The organism is Streptomyces sp. PA03-3a, from assembly GCF_033792735.1.
In the GTDB taxonomy this organism is placed as follows: Bacteria; Actinomycetota; Actinomycetes; order Streptomycetales; family Streptomycetaceae; genus Actinacidiphila.
This window is the reverse complement of sequence record NZ_JARAVM010000003.1, coordinates 303,801-323,201: the sequence shown is the minus strand read 5'-3', so window position 1 is coordinate 323,201 and position 19,401 is coordinate 303,801. Positions and strand designations below refer to the sequence as shown.

The following is a 19,401-nucleotide window of genomic DNA, read 5'->3' as shown; positions in this document are numbered from 1 at the left end:
GTGTCCGGCACCTCCCCGCGCCGCTCGTGCCGGTGCGGGGAGGTGCCGGTCCGCTCCGGTGGCGGACGCCTCGCCGTTCAGCGAGGGGTCTGGGCCACCGTCCCGCCGCAGGTCGGCTACGCGCTCACCGAACGCGGCCGCTCGCTGCTCCACGTCGTCCGCGACCTGGCCGGCCGGGCCGACGCCCACGCCCAGGAGATCAGCCGGTCCCGCGTCGAGTACGACGCCACGAAGGACTGAGGCCACCCACCCGGGGCCGTTCCGCCCCGCCGGTCCCGCCGGTCCCGTCGGCCGCGCGGCCCGCGAGCACCCCGGTGGGGAGGCGAGCGTGCCGGACGGGTGACGGCCCCGCCCGTCCGGAGCACCGGACGGGCGGGGCCGTTCCCGTCACACGCCGATGTCGCGGCCGTCCTTGCGCCACACCACGACGACGGAGGGGCGGGGGATCCGCCGGCCGCCGTCGGGCCAGCGCGAGGACGGGTTCTCGTACGTGGAGCCGTCGGTCTCGCCGGGGTGCTGCACCGCGACCAGGACGCGCTGGTCCTGGACGATCGGGCCGCACGTCTCGGCGCCCTTGGGGACGCTCAGGAACTGCCGGACCTGACCGCGCTTCTCACCCTTGACCGCGACACCGAAGAGGGCGTCGTGGGTGCCGAGGGTCCCCGGTGCGCCGTCGGTGGATATCCACAGGTTGCCGTGCGGATCGAACGCCACGTTGTCCGGGCACGAGATCGGGCTGACGTCGTCCTTCGGGAAGCCCGCGAAGTAGGTGGCGGGGTCGGACGGGTCGCCCGCGACCAAGAACAGCCGCCACGCGAAGCGGTCGGCGGCGGGGTCGTCGAAGGACTCCGCCAGCTCCAGCACATGCCCGTGCTTGTTGTTGTTCCGCGGGTTGGCCTCGTCGGCACCGGCGGAACCGGCCTTCCCGCGGTTGGTGTTGTTGGTCAGCGCCACGTAGACGCGACCGGTGCGCGGGCTCGGCTCGACGTCCTCGGGGCGGTCCATCTTCGTGGCTCCGGCCTTGTCCGCCGCCATGCGGGTGAAGAGGTAGACCTCCTCGGCGGTCATGCCCTCCACGAAGGAGGTGGTGCCGTCGGCCAGCTTGATCCACTCGCCGGAGCCGTCGAACTCGCCGTCCGAGGGCAGCTTCCCGTTGCCGTCGAACTCGGCGGCCGGGCTGTCGCCCGTCAGCCGGGCGACGTAGAGCGTGCCCTCGTCCAGGAGCGACAGGTTGTGCTCGCGGACCGCCCGTCCGGTGCCGTGCCGCATCGCCTTGCTCGCCACGAACTTGTACATGTAGTCAAAGCGCTCGTCGTCGCCCATGTAGACGACGGGGCGGCCGTCCTCGGTGAGGCGGGGCTGCGCGGCCTCGTGCTTGAAGCGGCCGAGCGCGGTGTGCTTGCGCGGCGTCGAGTCCGGGTCGAACGGGTCGAGTTCCACGATCCAGCCGAAGCGGTTGACCTCGTTGGGCTCCTTGGCCAGGTCGAAGCGGTCGTCGAACCGCTCCCACTTGCGCTCGCTGGCCGCTCCGGCGATGCCGTAGCGCTTCAGCCGCTCCGCCGTGACCGGGTCGGTGACCGAGGCCGCGTTGCCGAAGTACTGGTTGAAGTTCTCCTCGCCGGACAGCACGGTGCCCCACGGGGTGGTGCCGCCGGCGCAGTTGTTGAGGGTGCCGAGGACCTTCGTGCCGGTGGGGTCGGCCTTGGTGCGCAGCAGGGGGCTGCCCGCGGCGGGGCCGGTCAGCCGGAAGGCGGTGCGGGTGTGGAGCCGGCGGTTCAGGCCGTGCCGGCTCACCGGGTACAGGCGGCCGGAGTGCCGCTCCTCCTCGACCACGACCACGCTGAGCCCGTGCGCGGCCCAGGCGATCTCGACCTGCTCGCGGGTGGGGTTCGCCGCGTCGTAGCCCGGGAACATGAGGATCTCGTCGGTGTACTCGTGGTTGGCGACGAGTACCTGACGGCCGCGCTCACCGGGCAGGTCGAACAGGTGCAGGAAGTCGTTGTTGTAGCCGAACTGGCCGGCCTGCGCCGCGGCGGTCTGCCGCGCCTGGTCGAACGCGGGGGCGCCGCGCAGGATGGGGTCGCCCCAGCGGATCACGACACTCTGGGCATAGCCCTCGGGAACGACGACGGCGTCCACGGTGTTCGGCGAGACGGGCCGGAAGCGCAGGCCCTTGGCGGCGTCGTGGTCGGCGGTGCCTCCATGGCCTCCGTGGCCTCCGCGCGGCGGCTCGGGCGCGGCGGCGGCCACGTCGGTGCCGGACGTGACCGCTATGCCGCCCGCGGCGGCGGCCAGGGTGACCACGGCGCCGGTCCGCAGCATCGTGCGGCGGGAGAGCGCGTCGGCGACGACGTCGCCGAGGTAGGCGTTCCCGCTGGTGTTCGGGGCCTCGTGGGCGCAGGCGTCACCGCACTTGAACCGGCAGGTGAGCGCGGACCTGCCGCCGTCGTGACGGGGGAGCAGCGGAAGAAGTCTGTGCGGCCGCACAGTGCCTCCAAGTCTATGTTCCGGTATAGCGAGTACCAAGGGACGGTAAAGAGCCCTGTTCTCGCGGGGGTGGCCGGAACGTGAACCGCGCATGAACCGGTGAGCGCGGCAAGGGGTTCCCGCGCCCGTGCGCGCCCGACGGACGCCGCCTCACCGCTGCGACGTCCCAACGGCGCGGCGGGCGGCGCGCGCGGCGCGCTCACGCCGGGATGGCCGCCGGCAGCGTCAGTTCCCAGGTGTCCACGGCGAAGTGGAGGGTCATGCCGTGCGCGGTGTACAGCCGCGGGGCCCCTGTGGGGTTGTCGGTGTCCACCCCGAGACCGAGGGTGTCGCGGCCGCGGGCGGCGTAGACGCCGAAGGCGTGGCGCAGCAGATGGCCGGCGACACCCCGGCCCCGCGCCTCCTCGCGCACGCCCAGGCTCCGGATCCACGCCATGGCCGCGCGGTCGTCACGGGTCAGCGCCGCGCCCACGTCCCCGGCGCCCTCCAGCGAGGCGATCCACACCAGGGACCAGTCGATGCCCTGGCCGAGGTCGTCCAGCCACTGCCGGTAGGTGCGCCGCTGGTGGTCGAAGTGCTCCGCGAAGCTCTCCTGCAGGAGTTCGTGGGCGCGGCGGCGGTCGGCCTCCGCCGTGCAGTCGCGCAGCGTCAGTCCGGGCGGGAGTGCGGGGACGGGGTCCGCGGCGGCCGACAGCGGGCGGGTCAGCACGTGGTAGCGCCGTACGGTCCTCCAGCCGCGTCGTGTCAGGCGGGCCGTGTCCACGGTGGGCGCGGTGTTGAGGGCGAGATGGACGACGGCCCGCTCCGCGCCGTTCTCCGCGGCGCGTTCGGCGGCCCGGGCCTGGAGGAGGTCCAGCAGCCGCTCGCCCGCCTCCTGGTGGGCGGGCAGGACGTAGTGGTCGACGTCGATGCGTTCGGCGCCGGACTCGTCCCAGAGCAGCCCGTAGGCGACGAGCGCGCCGTCCTCGAAGGCCAGCCAGGAGTTGCGCTCGAGGTCCGCCTCGGGATGGGCCAGCGACGACTCGACCGTCGCCAGGTCGGTCTCCGGCCGCCCGAGCTCCACGACGTCGACGGCGTTGAGCAGGTCGCAGATGACGGGAGCGTCCTCGGGCGCGGCCGGCCGCACGGTGATGGGCATGCCGCAACTCTCGGCACCGGCACCGGCTCCGTGCAAACGCTTTTCGCGGCGGAGCCGGTCCGGCCGGGAGGGCGCCCGCCTCAGGCGCCGGCGGCCTCGGTCGCCGGACGCTCTGCCTCCGCGGTGCCGTCGCCGTCGTTGTCGCGCTGGGCGGGGACGGTGACCTCCACGGCCTCGACGGCCGCTTCCGCCGGGTCGTCGTCCTCGTCGGCCTGGGCGGCCGCTGCGGCGGGCGGTGCGGCGGGGGTGGTGGGCACGGCGAGCGTGGCGGGTACGGCTGCCGCGGTCCCGATCGGCACGGCGGGTGTCATGACATCGAGGTCGGCGTCGTCGGGACGGCGGTCGCGGCGAACGTCGCCGACGATGAGGGCGACCACCGCCGCGGAACCGACGAACTCCAGCAGGCTCTGCGAGGTGTCCACGGCGGTCACGGGCATCGAGCCGACCGCGTAGCCCCACAGCTCCGTGAAGGCCGACGGCATCATGAAGAGCGAGAGACCCACCGAGAAGCCCGGGGCGGTGGGCCGCCGCCTGGCCGCGAGCAGCATGCCGGCCCCGCACAGCACGGTCAGGCACACCCACTGGTACGGCGACGGAACGGCGAGGATGGCGCGACCGCTTCCCTTGCCGACGATCAGGTCGGTGAGCACACCCGGGCCGACCTGAAAGGCCGTCACCGCGTTCCGGCCGATGTAGAAGACGTTGAGCACCGCGAGCAGCAGGCCGGAGGCGGTGGCCGTCACCTTCACCGGGCGGACGCCGCCGGTCACCGCGTTCGAGGCGGCGGCCTCGTACTCCATGTGCCGTGCCAGCAGGAGGAGCCCGCCCAGGACGAGGCAGAGGACCACCGCGAGGACGGCGGTGCTGCCCACCGCGTTCAGCGAGGCGCCCTTCAGGGTGCCGAACCACGGGTCGGAGGGGGAGTCGAGCAGCAGGTACCAGACCGCCGGGAGGCGGAAGCCGAGGGTCACCGTGCACGAGGTCATCAGCAGGCCGCCGGCCCCGCGGGTGCGGAACAGGGCCGCCAGACCGGCGCAGAGCTGCAGCGCCGCGAGGCCGAGGTCGAGCGACGAGGTCGCCGACAGCCCCGGCACCCACCCCGTGGTCCACAGCGACCAGGCGCCGGGCAGACCGCGGACAACGATGTCGTAGAGCAGCCAGAACGCCGTCTGGGCGAACAGCGCGAGGCTGAGCAAGGCCACGGCTATCCGCACTTGGTTGATCGACATCCCCGGACGGTTCATGGCGCGCTGTCCCCTCGACGGCCAAACGTGGTTGAGTTCACAACATTCCCAATGACGGTGCAGAGCATAAACGGTCACCCATGTGCCCGCGCCAATCCGCCCCCGGGGTTCCGGCCTTGCGGAACCGTACGGGAACGGTGAGCCAACGGAAAAAGAATGACGCTCCATCAGGAACAGCCGTACGGACCTTCCGGAGGGGTCGAGGTCGTGACGAACAGGCGCATTGCAAAGGGGAGTTGGGCTGCGCGCTGAGAACGCGGGCGGTCGTGGACGCCGCCCCGTGACACGCTCGGGCACCGGCGGAACCGACCTGGGCGCGGCACTGTCGGCGCCTCGTGATGGGATGCCGGGGAACGTCACAGCCGCAGCCCGCAGGGAGAACACGCCGATGCCTCCGTACCCTTCGCTGACCCACGCCCTCGTGGCGGCCCTCGTGGACCTGACCTGGTTCGTGGAGGACGCGGACGACGAGCGCATGGACCAGGACGAGGCATTGAAGGCCCTGGAGGGCGTGGCCGCCGTGGTCGACCGGATGACGGAGGGCCAGCGGGACGGGTTCCTCGAAGTGCTGGCCGCGATGACGGCCGCCGAGACCGATCCCGGGCGCCGCGCGTTCCTGGAGGACTTCCCGGAGGACTTCGGCGTCGTGGACTAGCCGGCCCGGCTCAGCCCCGGGACAGCCGCGGGTCGAGGAGGCGGTGCAGCCGGTGGGCGACGGGACGGAAGCCGCGGTGCGGCCAGAACGCCGACGAGAGCGGGTTCGCCGCCCGCCAGTCCGTCACGCACACCCGGAAGCCGTTCCGGGCCGCGTCCGCGAGGGCGTGCTCGGTGAGCCGGCGCCCCACACCGCCGCCCCGGTACCCGGGCGCGGTCGCGGCGAGGAGCAGTTCGACCGAGCCGCGCGGCGCGGTCAGCGAGACCTCGTCGTCGGGCACGGGCCGCATGACGCAGAAGCCCCGCACCCCCTCCGGCCCTTCGGCGAGCCAGTAGGACACGGCGGGGTCCTCCAGCAGCTCCAAGTGGCCCGGCCGCAGGCCCTCGTGGAAGGACGGCTCGATGAAGGCGAAGACCGGCGGGCCCGTGTGCGCGTCGGCGACCAGGCGGAACAGCGGCTCCAGCGCGGCGAGGTCCGAAGGCCCGGCGGCCCGCACGTCGTCGTGGAAGCCGGCCGCCCCCGCCGTCAGGTCCGTCACCGCGTGGACCTGCTCGTAGGCGAAGCACTGCGACAGCCAGACCGGCAGGTCGTGCGCGGCCGCGACGGCGTAGTGGTGCAGGCGCCCCTCGCCGAGCCATGGACCCGACAGGTCCGCGTACAGGCCGCGCAGGACGTCCCCGTCGTGCGCAGCGTAGTGCCCGGGCCCCGTCCACACATGGCGTCCGCGCACGTCGTCGCCGGGCACGGCGATCAGGTAGCCGGCGAGTGCGCCGTCCGCCGTCTCCGCGACCGCGCCGCGCGCGCCCCGCTCCCAGGCGTCCTGCAGGAGGGCCGCGCAGACCGCCGGTTCGGCGAAACCGGGGTCGAGCGCCGCTTCCCCGGCGCGGTCGCGGCGGTGGCGGGCGGCGAGGAGGCCCGCCGCTCCATGGACGTCGGAGGCCTCGAACGGCCTGGTCGTCGGCGCTTTCACCAGCGATGCCTTCTTTCCGGGGTCAGCCCTTGCGGGCCTCGATCAGATAGCGCTGCGAGTAGGCCACGAAGGGCCCGTGCCGTTCCATGAAGCCGTACAGCTCCGCGAGGCGCTCGCGGTAGGCGTCCACGGAGAAGCCCGGCACGATCCAGATGACCTTGCGCAGGAAGTGGACCACGGCGGCGATGTCGTGGAACTCCATGCGCAGCGCCTCCTGGCGCAGGTCCACGACCTCCAGGCCCGCTGCCTCGGCGCGGGCGGTGGCCTCCACCCCGCTGGAGCCGGCCGTGGTCGTGAAGGGCTCCGGCGTGTGCGTGGCGAGGGGACGGGGCCCCATCAGGTAGTCCGTCAGCTCCCGCACCGAGCCCGCGCCGACCTGCTGGGACAGGTAGGTGCCGCCGGGACGCAGCACCCGGCGCACCTCGTCCCAGCGGGTCACCACCGGATGCCGGCTGACGACGAGGTCGAAGCGGCCGTCGGGGAAGGGGAGGTCGGCCGTGTCCTCGGCCCGGACGACCGTGGCGCCGAAGGGTTCCAGATTGCGGCGGGCGATCTCCAGGTTGGGCGCCCATGACTCCGTCGCCGCGACGACCGGCGGGGCGAGGGGCACGGTCGCCAGGACCTCCCCGCCGCCGGTCTGGACGTCGAGGAGGGCCTCGGACCGGGCGGCCCGGTCCGCGAGGAGCCGGGCGTAACCCCAGGACGGGCGCTGCTCGGTGGCGCGGCCGGTGAACCAGGAGAAGTCCCAGCCCGCGGTCGGAACGGCCTCCCCTTCGGCGAGGAGGTCTCGGAACGTGGACATGGGCGCGAGGATGGCAGACGCCCCCGGCGGGGCGCATCCGGATTACGCCGGTCCCGGCGCCGCCCCGCGTGCTCTCTTCCGGGGCCGTCCCACGTCGTCCCGCCCCGCGTCGGGCCGTCAGCAGCCGGTCGCGAGAGGAGTGAAGGACATCCGGGTGCCCACTTCCGCGTCGACGGCCCTGCCGTAGGTGGCGGAGTCGACCTTGTACCAGACGTCGTCCCGGGTGCGGTCGCCGCCGAGGTCGTCCAGTTCGACGCACCAGCGTTCCTCCGACACCACGCGTGTGTAGGACTCGGTGCCCTGCTGCACTTTCCGGCAGTCCTTGTAGTGCTCGGTCGTGTACCACGTCCGGCTCGACTTGCGCTTCCCGGAACCGCTCGAGGACGTGTGCCGCACCCGCCGGGTGCGGTCGGTGCACCGCTGCACCATGTGCGGGCGCCGCCCCGTGGTCGTCCTGCGCGCCACGTGCCGGTGGTCGTCCAGCGCTCCGGTGACGGACGGTTCCGCCTTCGCGACCGGGGTACGGGTGACCGCGGAAGCGGTGGCCGACGGTCCGGATCCGGCGACGGCAACGGTGTCCGGGCTCCCGCAGGCACCCAGCAGGGCGGCCAGGAGCGCGGCGGTCACGGCGGCGGAGTACGGGCGGCGGTGTCTGTGCACTGCTCTCCTCGATGGACGTGATGGTGACGGCGAAGGTGAAGGTGAAGGTGAACGGTGTCCCGGGCGGTCGGTGCCCACCCGGATCATGACGCGATGCGGACGGACCGGGTTCCCGCGTCGCGCGCCCGAGTGTGCCGCGCCCTGACGTAACCTGCCCGTTCCTGGCGTCCGATGGCCGAACGCTGGGTAGGAACCGGGACGGGGATGGCTGGAAGTCGTAGTCCTTGCCCGGGCCGCCGACGGCCCGGGAAGGGGGGATCTCGGTGGGTAAGACGTCTGCGTTCGTCCGTGTCGACGGCCCGGGGGGACGGGCCTCGCACAGCGGGACCGTACGGGAGCGGGCCAGGGGGCCCGTCCACGTACCGGGCCCGTCGCTGCTCAATCCCGGTCTGCGGCAGGTGGAGCCGCAGGTCATGGCCTGGGCGCGGCGCGCCGGTCTGCTGTCCGCGCTGACGTCGGGTCAGGCAGGCCGGGAGCGGCAGGCCGCCATGGCCGCGCACGTGTGGCCGTGGGCGGCCCCGAAACGCCTGGCGGAGCTGGCCCGGCTCACGCTGTGGATGTTCGCCGTCGACGACGACAGCGACGCGGGCCCGGCCCACGGGACCGGAGCGGAACTCGAGGCCATGGCGCACGCCGTCGGCGGCTGGGCGCGCGCCGTTCCCGCGTCGGCGCCACCGGCCGTCCGCGTCCTGGACGAGGTGGTGCCGCGGGTGACCGGAGTCATGGGGCCCGCCTGGGGCGACCGTTTCCGCCGCCACCTCGTCGCGTGGATCCGCACCAACCAGGACATGCTCCGGTTCCGCGGCGGCCACGAGGTGCCCACCCCCGAGGCCTACATCGCCTGGCGGCGGGTCTCCGGAGCCACCGGGTGGTGCTTCGACCTCATCGAGTACGCCCAGGAGTCGGAACTTCCCGCGGCGGTCTGGTTCTCGCCGGCCTGCCGTGCGCTGCGGGAGGCCGCCGCCGACGTCATCGGCTGGACCAACGATCTGTTCTCGGTGGAGAAGGAGCTGCGCTCCGGCGAGACCACCAACCTGGTCCTCGTCCTGCGCCACCACCACGGTCTGACGCTGGACGAGGCCGTCGACGAGACACGGCTGTGGCACGCCCACCGTGTCGCCGCCCTGCGCACCGCGACACGCGACCTGTACGCCGCCGCCCTCGCGGCCGACCTGGCCCCGGCGCAGCTCTCTGCCGTCTGCCAGTACGCGGACGGCATCCACGCCTGGGCCCGCGGATTCCTCGACTTCTCACGGGACTCGGCCCGTTACGGCGCCTCCGGGGGATAGCCGGCGCCCCCGGACGCGCGGCGGCGCTGTTCGGCGCTCTGACGCGACCGCCGCGACGCTGCCCACCGCCGTGGACCTGCTGGGGATCCTCGTCCAGGACCGCGCCCGCGTCCTCGGCGACGACGACTGCTCCACCATCAGCGGCCCTGGCGCCCGGACCTGTTCGCCCGGCGCGGCGGGCGGCTCCTCGCCCGCCGCGCCGGGCGCTTCGTCAGTCGCGGGTCACGTGCCCGTCGACCAGCCGCCACAGCCCCAGCGGGTTGTCGGGGGCCAGCGCCTCCGGGAGCAGCGCTTCCGGGAAACCCTGGTAGGTCACGGGTCGCAGGAAGCGCTCGATCGAGCTCATGCCGACGGAGGTGAAACGGCTGTCCGTGGTGGCCGGGAACGGACCGCCGTGGATGGTGGCGTGGCCGACCTCCTGCGGGTGGGCGAAGGCGTTCACCACGATCCGGCCGGTACGGCGTTCCAGGACCGGCAGCAGGCGGGCGGCCTGCGGGTGGTCCGCGTCATCGAGGTGCATCGTCGCCGACAGCTGGCCGCGGAAGCTCCGGGCCACCTCGGTCATCTGCTCCACGCCGGTCAGCCGGACGAGCATCGCGGCCGGCCCGAAGACCTCGTCGGCCAGGGTGGGTTCGGCCAGGAACCGGTCGCCGTCGACCTCGAGGAGCTGCGCGCGGCCCTCGAACGCGCCCTCCGGCTCCGGGCCCACCGCCACGGTCGCGGCACCCGAGTCGCGCAGGCGCTGCGCCCCGCGGCGGTAGGCGTCGTGGATGCCGGGGGTGAGCATCGTCCGGGCGCCCATGGCGCGCACCCGTGCCGCGGCCGCCTCGCGCATCGCGGTGTACCCCGGGCCGTCGACGGCGAGCAGCACGGCCGGCTTCAGGCAGGCCTGGCCGACGTTGACGAGCATGCGCTCGGCGAAACCGTCGCCGATCTCGCCACCGCGCGCGGCCAGCGCGGCCGGCAGGACGAAGGTCGGGTTGACGCTCGTCATCTCGGCGAAGACCGGGATCGGGTCGGGACGCAGTTGCGCCCGCCGGTACAGGGCCATACCGCCGCCCTCGGAGCCGGTGAAGGTGACCGCCTTGACCAGCGGGTGGTCCACCAGGGCCTCGCCGATCGCGTTGCCGGCCCCCCGGAGCATCGAGAACACGCCCTCGTGCAGCCCGGAGTCGGCGACGGCGCCCTGGATGACGCGCCCCTGCAGCTCCGAGGCGCCGGGGTGGGCGTTGTGCGCCTTGAGGATCACCGGGCAGCCCGCCGCGAGCGCGGCGGCGGTGTCGCCGCCCGCGACCGAGTACGAGATCGGGAAGTTGCTGGCGCCGAACACGGCCACCGGTCCGATCGCGATCTTCTGCATGCGGTGGTCCATACGCGGCCTCGGGAGCCGGTGCGGCTGGGCCGGGTCGACGGCGGCCTGCCGGAACCGGCCCTGCCTGACGACCTCGGCGAACTGCCTGAACTGCCCGGCGGACTTGACCGCCTCGGCCTCCAGCTGCGCGACCGGCAGGCCCGTCTCCAGGGCCGCCCGCTCGGCCAGTTCGCCCTTGACCGCCTCCAGCCGCTCCGCGATCAGCTCGAGGAACGCGGCGCGCTCCGCGAGACCGGTGCGGTTGTAGGTGTCGTAGGCCTCGTCGGCCAGACGCGCGGCGCGGTCCACCTCGGCGGCACCGCCGAGCGCGAACTCCGGCCCGACCAGCTCGCCGGTCGCCGGGTCGAGTGCCTTCATCGTGCCTTCGGACGCGGGGACGGACGTCGCGCCTATCAGCATCTCTCCGGTCAGTCGCATGTCAGTGGTCTCCGTTCTCCAGCGTCTTCACCAGGTCGGCGGTGGTGGTGATGGAGTGGGCGTACGTGGGGCCGTTGAGCTCGTGGGCGGCGTGCATCATCTCGGGGCGGTAGGCCGCGGTGGCGTCGCGGACGAGCGTCACGTGGTAGCCGAGCTCCATGGCGTAGCGGCCGGTGGACTCGATGCAGGTGTTGGCGAGCAGCCCGATGACGATCACATGCGTGATGCCCTGCTGCTTGAGCCGGAAGTCCAGGTCGGTGTTGGCGAAACCGCTCTGCGACCAGTGCTCCTGGATGACCACGTCACCGTCGGCGGGCCGGAAGTCGGGGTGGAACTCGCCGCCCCAGGTGCCGAAGGCGAAGGTGTGCCGCTCCTGGATGATGCGGTGCGTCGGGTTGGGGTGGTCCCAGTCCTCGTAGTCACCCTCCTGCCAGCGGCGGTGGGGGACGAAGAAGACCTTCTGGCCCGCCGCGCGCCCGGCGCCGACGACGGCGCGGAGGTTGTCGAGCAGGCCCACCTCGGTGGCGACGGGCTCGAGTGCGGGCCAGACCTTCCCGCCCTCGGACAGGAAGTCGTTGTAGGGGTCGACCAGCAGGATCGCCGTGCGCGTGGGGTCGTAGGTGTCGGTCATGACGCGTCCTTTCCCAATCTGGATTATTTGCATCATCCTCATTCAGGATTACTCTCGTCATCCTGAAAGTCAAGGAACGAATGCGAGGTAGCGAAATGGCCCCTGACGAACTCCGCGAATCCCTGATCGGCGCCTGGCGTCTGGTGTCCTACGCGGCCGCCGACGTCGCCACCGGCGAGGTCGTCGAGCCCTTCGGGCCGCGGCCCCGGGGGCTCATCACCTATGGCCCCGACGGCCACATGTCGGCCCAGATCATGAGGGTCGGGCGGCCGGACTTCCGTCACGGGCGGCTCGAGGAAGGGCTGTCCGAGGAACTGGCCGCGGCGGCCGCGGGCTATCTCGCGTACGCGGGTACCTTCGAGGTCCCGGCGGAGGACACGGTCGTGCACCGGGTCGAACTGAGCCTGTTCCCCAACTGGGTGGGCGGTTCGCAGACGCGGATCGCCGAACTGGACGGGCGCAGGCTCCGGCTGAGCCTTCCCGGCGCCGCCAGGATCTGGGGTGCGCTCCGCACAGGCGTCCTGACCTGGGAGCGCGCGGGGCGCTAGGCCGTGTCGTCACATGAGCTCCCCCCGCTACCGCTGGGAGGGGCCCCCACCGCCCGAAGGGCGGGCTCGGCGGCTCCCCCAGCTGACGCTGGGAGGGGCCCCCAGGTGCGGTGCATCGCAAGGCGGAGCGTCCTCGTACTGGGCTGCTCGGACGATTCGACAACGCAGCGTGGGGGCACCTCCCAGCGGAGCTGGGGGAGTGCCGTGCCAGGCGTCGCTGAGTGGGGGCACCCCCGGCCGAAGGCTGGGGGAGGGCATGTGACGACACGGCCTAGAAGCTGCTGTGCGTGCCGATGCGGAGCGCGGGCCCTACGGCGCGTGCTCCGCGGGGGTTCGCTACCCCCGTACGGCGGGCGCTGTGGTTTCGGTGGCGGTTTCGGTTTCCGCGTCGGTACGGCCGGGTCCGGCGTCGCCGTCGTCCCGCCGGGCGCCCCTCCCGCTGCCGCCGTTCCGGGCGCGCAGGCCGTGCCAGGCGAGCGTCAGGCCCGCGAGGAGCAGGAAGCCGAGGCCTCCCGCCACCACGCCGTGCCAGCCGGAGGCCGAGAAGAGCACGCCCGCGACGCCCGAACCGACGGCGCCGCCACCGAAGACGGCGAACATGTACACCGTGTTGAGGCGGCCCCGGATCCCCGGCGCCGCGGTGAAGATGCGGGCCTGGTTGGCGATCTGGCCGCTGGTCACCCCGTAACCGAGGAGATTGCAGCCGACGGCGAGGACGACGAGCGATCGGCCCGCGACCGCGAAGAGCGCGAAGGCCGCCACCGCCGCGACGACGGAGAGTGTGTTGACCGTCGACGGCCCCCACCGGTCGGTCAGCCGGCCCGAGTAGCGGGCGGCCAGCGCGCCCGGCACGCTGCACAGGCCGAAGAGGCCGACCACCGCCGGACCGAGCCCGATCGGCGGCGCGGTGAGGTGGAAGGCGAGCGTGGACCAGAAGGCGGAGAAGGAGGCGAAGACCGTCGCCCCCAGCGCGGCCGACAGGCGCAACGGGGCGTGGTCCACCAGCAGTCGGGGGAGCGAGGCCAGCAACCGCCCATAACCCCCCGAGGCCTCGGCTCCGGCGGGCCGCCCGGCCGGCATGTAGCGGGGAAGGACCAGCAGCAGCGCCGCCGTGGCCGCCGCGGCGACCAGGAAGCCCGCCCGCCAGGTGCCCGCGGCCTGGGCGATGAGCCCGGAGGCGGTGCGGGAGAGCAGGGCGCCCATCGTCAGCCCCGTGCCGACCGCCCCCAGGACCCGTCCGGCCTGGCCAGGCGCGGCCATGGACGCGACCGTCGGCATGATCACCTGCGGGAGCACGGTGCTCGCCGAGAGGACGAGGGTCGCCATGCCCAGCAGCGCGACGGAGGGCGCCGCGGCGCCCGCCAGCAGCGCTACGGCGGTCACCGCCAGCAGGACTCGGGACAGCCGGCGCAGCCGGGCCCGGTCCGCGAGCGGTACGACGGCCACGATGCCCAGCGCGTAGCCGATCTGCCCCGCCGTCGCCACGAGCCCGGCGGCGGAGGCGGAGATGCCGAATCCGCGGGCGATCTGGTCGAGGAGGGGCTGGGTGAAGTAGATGTTGGCGACCGTGATCGCCGTCGCCGTGGCGAAGACGGGGAGGGTTCCCCGCTTGACGTCCGGCCGGGTTGCTGCGGTGGTCATGGGTCCTCGCGGAGGGGTCGCGGGCGGTGGGGCGGCGGACGCCGGGCCTGCTGCGGTGGAGGCCCGCGCGCCGCGTCTTCTGGATGATTTGAATCATCCACCATGCAGGATGATGCCTGTCATCCTGCATGTCAAAGGCCCGGACGGAGCCCGAGGTGAGGTGTATGATGTCTGTCATCCACATGGGTCGGGACGGCCCGACGCACATCCGGGAGGTCAGGCGATGGGTCACTCGCAGGCAGCGAAGGCCGAGTCGCGCGAGAAGGTCCTGCGGATCGCGGCCCGCCGGATCCGCGAGGAGGGCATGAACCGACCCGGCGTCGCGGACCTCATGAAGGAGGCCGGGCTGACCCACGGCGGGTTCTACAAGCACTTCTCGTCACGCGAGGACTTGATGGGCCAGGCGGCGGCGCTGGCGCTGGCCGACGGCGAGGGCAAGATGGCCGAGTCCGCCCGCAGGGACCCCGTGGCGCCCCGGTCGGGGCTGATCGACGCCTACCTCAGCGCCCGCCACCGGGACGCTCCCGGTACCGGCTGCGCCCTGGTGACCCTCGGCGCCACGGCCGGTCGCGGCGACGAGGCGCTGAAGGAGGCGTACGAGCAGCAGGTCCGCAAGTACCTCGCGCTCATCGGCGAGGCCGCGCAGGGCGATGACCCCGGCGCGGCGCAGGCCGATGCGATGGTCACCCTCAGCGCCCTCGTCGGCGCGATGCTGATGTCGCGCGCGGTCGCCGACCCGGAGTTCTCCGACGAGATCCTGGCGACGGTCGCCGGACGGCTGAAGGACGCCGACGCGCACGTACCCGCGGAGGTCTGACCGCCTCCCCGCTGGACGCACCGGTACGCACGAGTGGCGGCCACGGCCCGGCCGGCGAAGGAGTGAAATGCGCCGGGTGTCGGACCACCAGGTGGGCGACTTCCAGGACGACGCGACGGTCCTGTTCTGCGCGTGGCTGGGCTGTTTCCCGGACGACACCGAACGGGCGGCGGCCGTCGCCGGCGTACCGCTCCCGCGGTCCACCGCGGACGCGGACCTCCCCCCGTCCGCGGGTTCGGCGGTGGACTTCCCGGACCCGCCGAGGTCATGGCGCCGGACCGGCGCTCCTGACCGGGCACCCGGGTGAACCGCCGTTTTCCCCGGGCCGCCCCGGGCAGGAGCCCCGACCGGGACGGCGTGGGGCCGGATCCCGCGGCGGAGGGAGGACTGCGATGACCGGCGGTTCCCTGAAGGCGGTCGGCTGGGCCAGGTCCTTCCCGGCGGCGGGCGGAGCACGTGCGGGCCGCCACTGGACGCGTGAGCACCTCGCGACCCTCGGCTGGACCGCGGACGCCCCCGGCACGGTCGACGACGTGCTGCTCACGGTCTCCGAACTGGTCACCAACGCCCATGTCCACGCGCACACCTCAGCCGACCTCGTCCTCACCTGGGACGGCAGCCGCCTGCACGTCAGCGTCCACGACCGCGACGACGAGGTGCCCGTCGCGCGGCTCCCCGAGTGGTCCGCCACCGGAGGGCGCGGCCTGCTGCTGGTGAACGCCGTCGCGGACCACTGCCACGCCCGCACCCAGGCGAGGGGCAAGACGATCACGGCCCGCTTCACCCCGCCCGGCGGCGAGCACTCCGAGCCTTCACCAAATCTTCCCGGCCGCCCCGGCCCGGACCGCGCGACACGGGGCAAGCGCAGGGCAACGACATGCTGCTGAACGGCAACGCGGCCGAACCGGGCCCACGAGGGGGCGTCCATGCGAGCACTCACGGAGCACCTGTCCCTCCGGCTGATCACCGGGACCCGGCGGGTCCTCGATCTGTCGGCGGACTGCCAGTACCGTCCCGACGACCCCTACACCGTCCGGATGCGCTTCGGCCACGGCGACGGTGGCGAGGAGGCGGAGTGGGTGCTCTCCCGTGAACTGCTGCTGGCCGGGCTGGCGTCCCCGGCCGGGGACGGCGACGTCCACGTCGAACCCGGCGACCACGCCCACACCCTGATCGTCCTCGCCGGGCCCGGCGGCGCGGCCGTCCTCCAGGTCGCCACGGGTGAACTCGCCCGCTTCCTGGCCGCGACCGCGGAACTCGTCCCCCTCGGCACCGAGGGGACCCGCATCGACTGGGACGCCTGCATCGCCGGGCTCCTCTCCGCCTGAGGGGAGCCTGCCCCCCGTCCCCTGAGGCGCCCCTCAGGGTGCGGGCACACCCATCGGGTTCGGGTACGGGAGCGCCCCCGCGCAGGCCCGCGCCACCGTGGACAGCAGCGTGACCAGGTGCTCGACGGCCTCCGGGGCCATCGCCTCCCAAGGCCGCGCGGCGGCACGGTCGGTGGCCTCCTCCAGCGCGCCGTGGGCCGCCCGGCCCGCGACGGTCGCGGCGCCGTCCGCGCCGAGCAGACCACGGGCGGCCAGACGCGCCGCGGCGGCGTCCCACTGCTCATCGGTCCAGCCGCGGTGCGGCTGCAGCTCCGTACGCGGCAGGTCGATGCCCGTGCGCAGCACCAGCGCCTCGCACCCGTCCAGGCCGGCCGCGACGAGCGCCGCGACATGGCCGTCCCCGCGGTGCTCCCGCAGCAGAGTGGCCTGGTGCCAGAGGGCGTCGAGCGGGTCGCCGGGGGAGGGCAGCGCCAGGTTCGCGGCGGCGAGCACCCGTCCCGCGATGCCGAGGCCGCCGGTGACCGGACGCAGCAGGTCCACCGCCTCCGCCACCTCGGCCTCCCGCCCCGCCAGCAGCCGCCGCAGTGCCGCGCCCGCCCCGAGCCGGCGGGCCTCCAGGGCGCGTTCGGGCGGAGCGAGCGTCCAGACGCCGGGCAGCGCGCGGGCCACCATGGCGGGCGCGAAACCGAAGAACGCGGCCATGACGGGCTCCGGGCCGACCGGGCCGAGGGGTGCCGCGCGACCGGCGAAGTAGCCGCGCCAGTAGCCGCGCAGCCCCGCCTCCTCGTACGCGGCGCGCGCCTCGGGCGCGAAGTAGGTGACGGCGTGCACCGGTTCGGCGAGCCGCCACACGCGCCGCGCGGTGACGGCGGCGTCCGCCGGCGTGACGGTCCCGCTCACCGCCGGCCACCTCCCGCCGGCAGCCCGGCCGGCAGGCCGCCGTCGAGGTCCGTCCTGGCCTCGATGGCCCGCAGGACGGCCACCATGTCCGCGCGTCCGCCGCCCTGTTGCACGGTCTCGTCGAAGAGGGCGTGGCAGACGTCCAGCAGGGGCGAGGCCAGGCCGGACGCGCGGGCCGCCTCGGCGATGAGGCGGTTGTTGTGCAGCACGTCCGCCGCGGCGGCCTGCGCGGAGAAGTCGCGCTCCCGCAGCTTGGGCGCCTTCATCCGCGACACCGCGCTGGCCATCGGCCCCGCGTCCAGGACGTCGAGGAACTGCCCGGTGTCCAGGCCCTGCCGTTCCGCGAAGTGGAAGGCCTCGGTGAGCCCGGTGACCATCGTGATGAGGTAGAGGTTGACCGAGAGCTTCATCAGCAGCGCCCCGGGCACCGGCCCGCAGACGAACGACTCCCGGCACACCGGCGCGAGCAGCGGCCGCACCTCCTCCACGGTCTCCGGGTCCCCGGCGAGCATCGTCACGAGCTGCCCCGCCTCGGCGGGCTTGCGGGAGCCGGAGACCGGGGCCTCGACATAGCGCCCGCCCGCCGCGCGGACGTCGGCCTCCAGACCGCGCGAGTACGCGGGCGAGGTGGTCCCCATGTGCACGACGACATGCCCGGCCACCCGGGCGGCGAAGTCGGGGGTGCCGCGGCCGAGGACGGCGTCGACGGCGGCGCCGTCGGCGAGCATCAGGACCACCACGCGGGCCCGGTCGAACACCGCGCCGGGCCCGTCCGCGACGTCGGCCCCGGCCGCGCGGAGCGGGCCGCAGCGTGCGGCCGTGCGGTTCCAGACCACGAGCCGCGTCCCCGAACCGGCCAGACGGAGTGCCATGGGCTGCCCCATGATCCCCAGGCCGATGAATCCCACGTCCGCCACTGTCCACCGCCGCTCCGGCCGTCCGGCCGATCGACCCGTAGCGTCATGACGGCTGTCATAACGCTATGACCGCCGTCATAATAGACCTCGCAGCGCCGGCCGTCGGCCCGTGCGCGGGCAGGAACGGGACGGCGGGAAGGGCAGACAGTGGGAGGTCGGCGATGACCGGTTCCGACCGGGGCCCGCGCGAGCGCATGGTCTTCAGCGCCGCGCAGCTCATCCGGCGCGGCGGTGTCACGGCGACGGGGATGCGCGAGGTCGCCGCCCACGCGGGGGCCCCCAGGGGATCGCTGCAGTACTACTTCCCCGGCGGCAAGGAGCAGATGGTCAGCGAGGCCGTCGGCTGGGCGGGCCGCTACGCCGGCAACCGGGTGGCCCGCTTCCTGGCCGCCCTGCCCGAGCCGACCCCCGCCGGGCTGTTCGCCGCCATGGTCGGCCAGTGGACGGACGAGTTCCTCACCTCCGGCTACGACGCCGGCTGCCCTGTCGCGGCGGCCACCGTGGACTGCGCCGGGACCTCAGCCGCCACCCGTTCGGCGGCGGCCGCCGCCTTCGAGACCTGGACCGGCCCCGTCGCCGGGGCGCTGGAGGAGATGGGCGTGCCGGCCGGGCGGGCACCGTCGCTGGCGACGCTGATGATCAGCGCCATCGAGGGCGCCATCGTCATCGCCAGGGCGGAGAGGGACGTACGCGCCCTGACCACCGTGGTCCGCGAACTCGGCCCCCTGCTGGACGCCTCCGTCGCATCGCACGGCTGAACCCGCCCCCTCCGGCCGTCCATGGATGCCCGCCGCGATGAGTGTCCGTGCGTAATCCGGTTGAACGGGTGCCGGTGGACGTGCAGGCTTGCGCGGTGATTCCCATGCTGGCCCTGGCCATCTGAGCTGGGACGAAGTGGACCCCACCCGCCATCCCTTCGACAGCGCGTCGGCAGCGCAGGTGGTGCGTTCGCTCGGGCCGGCCTGGCGTGTGCCCCGCCGCCCTGACGTCTCTGTGGCCGACCCGGCGATGCATGCCTGGAGCCACGGCGAGGAGGATGGCCTGCTCACCGCCCTGGAACAACTGCGGGCCGACGCGGCGCGCGGCGCCTCACTCAACTTCGAACTGCTGCGGGGTTGGCAGCGGCACGTCCTGGACACAGCGCAGCCGCCACCGTTCCGAGCCCTGCCCGCCTTCGCCAAGGGCGGCCGGGAACGCTACGGCATCGGCCCGGACACCCGCGACCGCTTCGACGCCTGCCTGACCGGCAGTGCAGCGGGCGGCCGGCAGCCTCTGCCCCTGACTGCCCGAGCCGCCCGCGCCTATCTCGACGTCTGCTTCTTCCACCCCTTCGACGACGGCAACGCCCGGTCCGCGTTCCTCGCCCTCGTCTTCGTACTCGCCCGCGAGGGCGTCGCGTTGAACGGGGTCAGCTTGCTGCGTCGCATCACCTTCCAGGCCGACGACCCCCGGGACGCGCTGACCCTCGCCCGCCCGGTACACGACGTCCACCTCGCGGAGACCCGACGCAGCCTCCCCGCCCTCGGCTCCCAGCCCGGCCGGTAGGACGACACCTCGGCGTCCGGCGCCGGCGTCAGGCCGGCCG

21 protein-coding genes are annotated in these 19,401 nt (G+C 73.8%); 10 read left to right on the top strand and 11 right to left on the bottom strand.

All coding sequences use genetic code 11. The annotated features are described in order from the left end of the window. Complete coding sequence (locus PV342_RS05365; RefSeq protein ID WP_500315963.1) at positions 1-240, top strand: winged helix-turn-helix transcriptional regulator; 240 nt, start codon at positions 1-3, stop codon at positions 238-240. A 147-nt stretch (positions 241-387) separates the two neighbouring features. Here the strand turns inward: PV342_RS05365 and PV342_RS05360 are convergent, their stop codons facing one another. From PV342_RS05360 to PV342_RS05350, 3 genes are all read right to left on the bottom strand, one after another. Continuing rightward, positions 388-2,487 (bottom strand): PhoX family protein, encoded by a 2,100-nt coding sequence (locus PV342_RS05360; RefSeq protein WP_500315961.1) that lies wholly within the window; start codon positions 2,485-2,487, stop codon positions 388-390. A 199-nt stretch (positions 2,488-2,686) separates the two neighbouring features. Then, positions 2,687-3,625: a GNAT family N-acetyltransferase gene (locus PV342_RS05355; protein WP_500315960.1), complete on the bottom strand. Its 939-nt coding sequence runs from the start codon at positions 3,623-3,625 to the stop codon at positions 2,687-2,689. Between the two features lie 80 nt (positions 3,626-3,705). Further along, positions 3,706-4,854, bottom strand: coding sequence for a hypothetical protein (locus PV342_RS05350; protein WP_500315958.1), 1,149 nt, complete (start codon positions 4,852-4,854; stop codon positions 3,706-3,708). A 403-nt stretch (positions 4,855-5,257) separates the two neighbouring features. Between PV342_RS05350 and PV342_RS05345 the strand changes: the two genes are divergently transcribed. Next, positions 5,258-5,524 carry a hypothetical protein gene (locus PV342_RS05345; RefSeq protein WP_018557858.1) on the top strand — a complete coding sequence of 89 codons (267 nt, stop codon included), beginning with the start codon at positions 5,258-5,260 and terminating at the stop codon, positions 5,522-5,524. A 10-nt stretch (positions 5,525-5,534) separates the two neighbouring features. Here PV342_RS05345 and PV342_RS05340 read toward each other — a convergent pair whose 3' ends face one another. The 3 genes from PV342_RS05340 to PV342_RS05330 form a co-directional block, all read right to left on the bottom strand. Continuing rightward, the gene (locus tag PV342_RS05340; protein WP_500315956.1) at positions 5,535-6,494 is read right to left on the bottom strand and encodes a GNAT family N-acetyltransferase; all 960 of its coding nucleotides are present in this window, start codon (positions 6,492-6,494) and stop codon (positions 5,535-5,537) included. A gap of 22 nt (positions 6,495-6,516) precedes the next feature. After that, positions 6,517-7,296 (bottom strand): class I SAM-dependent methyltransferase, encoded by a 780-nt coding sequence (locus PV342_RS05335; RefSeq protein ID WP_500315954.1) that lies wholly within the window; start codon positions 7,294-7,296, stop codon positions 6,517-6,519. Positions 7,297-7,413: 117 nt separating this feature from the next. After that, positions 7,414-7,956 (bottom strand): hypothetical protein, encoded by a 543-nt coding sequence (locus tag PV342_RS05330; protein WP_500315952.1) that lies wholly within the window; start codon positions 7,954-7,956, stop codon positions 7,414-7,416. 263 nt (positions 7,957-8,219) lie between these two features. Between PV342_RS05330 and PV342_RS05325 the strand changes: the two genes are divergently transcribed. Continuing rightward, a complete protein-coding gene (locus PV342_RS05325) occupies positions 8,220-9,245 on the top strand; it encodes a terpene synthase family protein (protein ID WP_400801220.1) in 1,026 nt (341 codons plus the stop codon). Positions 9,246-9,456: 211 nt separating this feature from the next. On the opposite strand, the gene PV342_RS05320 is transcribed toward PV342_RS05325, so the two are convergent. Both PV342_RS05320 and PV342_RS05315 read right to left on the bottom strand, forming a co-directional pair. Next, entirely contained in the window at positions 9,457-11,034 is a 1,578-nt protein-coding gene (locus tag PV342_RS05320) for an aldehyde dehydrogenase (NADP(+)) (RefSeq protein WP_500315950.1), read from the bottom strand. Position 11,035: 1 nt separating this feature from the next. Further along, positions 11,036-11,665 (bottom strand): cysteine hydrolase family protein, encoded by a 630-nt coding sequence (locus PV342_RS05315; protein WP_500315948.1) that lies wholly within the window; start codon positions 11,663-11,665, stop codon positions 11,036-11,038. A 95-nt stretch (positions 11,666-11,760) separates the two neighbouring features. Between PV342_RS05315 and PV342_RS05310 the strand changes: the two genes are divergently transcribed. Next, positions 11,761-12,213 (top strand): lipocalin-like domain-containing protein, encoded by a 453-nt coding sequence (locus PV342_RS05310; protein WP_386994931.1) that lies wholly within the window; start codon positions 11,761-11,763, stop codon positions 12,211-12,213. A 336-nt stretch (positions 12,214-12,549) separates the two neighbouring features. Here PV342_RS05310 and PV342_RS05305 read toward each other — a convergent pair whose 3' ends face one another. Beyond that, positions 12,550-13,854 carry an MFS transporter gene (locus PV342_RS05305; protein WP_500315945.1) on the bottom strand — a complete coding sequence of 435 codons (1,305 nt, stop codon included), beginning with the start codon at positions 13,852-13,854 and terminating at the stop codon, positions 12,550-12,552. A gap of 223 nt (positions 13,855-14,077) precedes the next feature. On the opposite strand from PV342_RS05305, the gene PV342_RS05300 reads away from it, so the two are divergent. The 4 genes from PV342_RS05300 to PV342_RS05285 all read left to right on the top strand — a co-directional run bounded on the left by PV342_RS05300 (position 14,078) and on the right by PV342_RS05285 (position 15,999). Beyond that, the gene (locus tag PV342_RS05300) at positions 14,078-14,671 is read left to right on the top strand and encodes a TetR/AcrR family transcriptional regulator (protein WP_391580456.1); all 594 of its coding nucleotides are present in this window, start codon (positions 14,078-14,080) and stop codon (positions 14,669-14,671) included. Positions 14,672-14,738: 67 nt separating this feature from the next. After that, positions 14,739-14,978, top strand: coding sequence for a hypothetical protein (locus PV342_RS05295; protein WP_500315943.1), 240 nt, complete (start codon positions 14,739-14,741; stop codon positions 14,976-14,978). Positions 14,979-15,063: 85 nt separating this feature from the next. After that, positions 15,064-15,558 carry an ATP-binding protein gene (locus PV342_RS05290; protein ID WP_500315941.1) on the top strand — a complete coding sequence of 165 codons (495 nt, stop codon included), beginning with the start codon at positions 15,064-15,066 and terminating at the stop codon, positions 15,556-15,558. 39 nt (positions 15,559-15,597) lie between these two features. Beyond that, positions 15,598-15,999, top strand: a complete 402-nt coding sequence (locus tag PV342_RS05285) for an SsgA family sporulation/cell division regulator (protein WP_018557846.1) — start codon at positions 15,598-15,600, stop codon at positions 15,997-15,999. A 33-nt stretch (positions 16,000-16,032) separates the two neighbouring features. Here PV342_RS05285 and PV342_RS05280 read toward each other — a convergent pair whose 3' ends face one another. Together PV342_RS05280 and PV342_RS05275 are read right to left on the bottom strand one after the other, a co-directional pair. Further along, positions 16,033-16,899, bottom strand: a complete 867-nt coding sequence (locus PV342_RS05280; protein ID WP_400801206.1) for an SCO6745 family protein — start codon at positions 16,897-16,899, stop codon at positions 16,033-16,035. Continuing rightward, positions 16,896-17,816 (bottom strand): NAD(P)-dependent oxidoreductase, encoded by a 921-nt coding sequence (locus PV342_RS05275; protein ID WP_500315938.1) that lies wholly within the window; start codon positions 17,814-17,816, stop codon positions 16,896-16,898. The genes PV342_RS05280 and PV342_RS05275 overlap by 4 nt, the downstream gene beginning before the upstream one ends. Before the next feature lie 161 nt (positions 17,817-17,977). Between PV342_RS05275 and PV342_RS05270 the strand changes: the two genes are divergently transcribed. Both PV342_RS05270 and PV342_RS05265 read left to right on the top strand, forming a co-directional pair. Further along, positions 17,978-18,574, top strand: a complete 597-nt coding sequence (locus PV342_RS05270; RefSeq protein WP_400801200.1) for a TetR/AcrR family transcriptional regulator — start codon at positions 17,978-17,980, stop codon at positions 18,572-18,574. Between the two features lie 250 nt (positions 18,575-18,824). Beyond that, positions 18,825-19,361, top strand: coding sequence for a Fic family protein (locus PV342_RS05265; RefSeq protein ID WP_500315936.1), 537 nt, complete (start codon positions 18,825-18,827; stop codon positions 19,359-19,361). Positions 19,362-19,401: the final 40 nt, after the last annotated feature.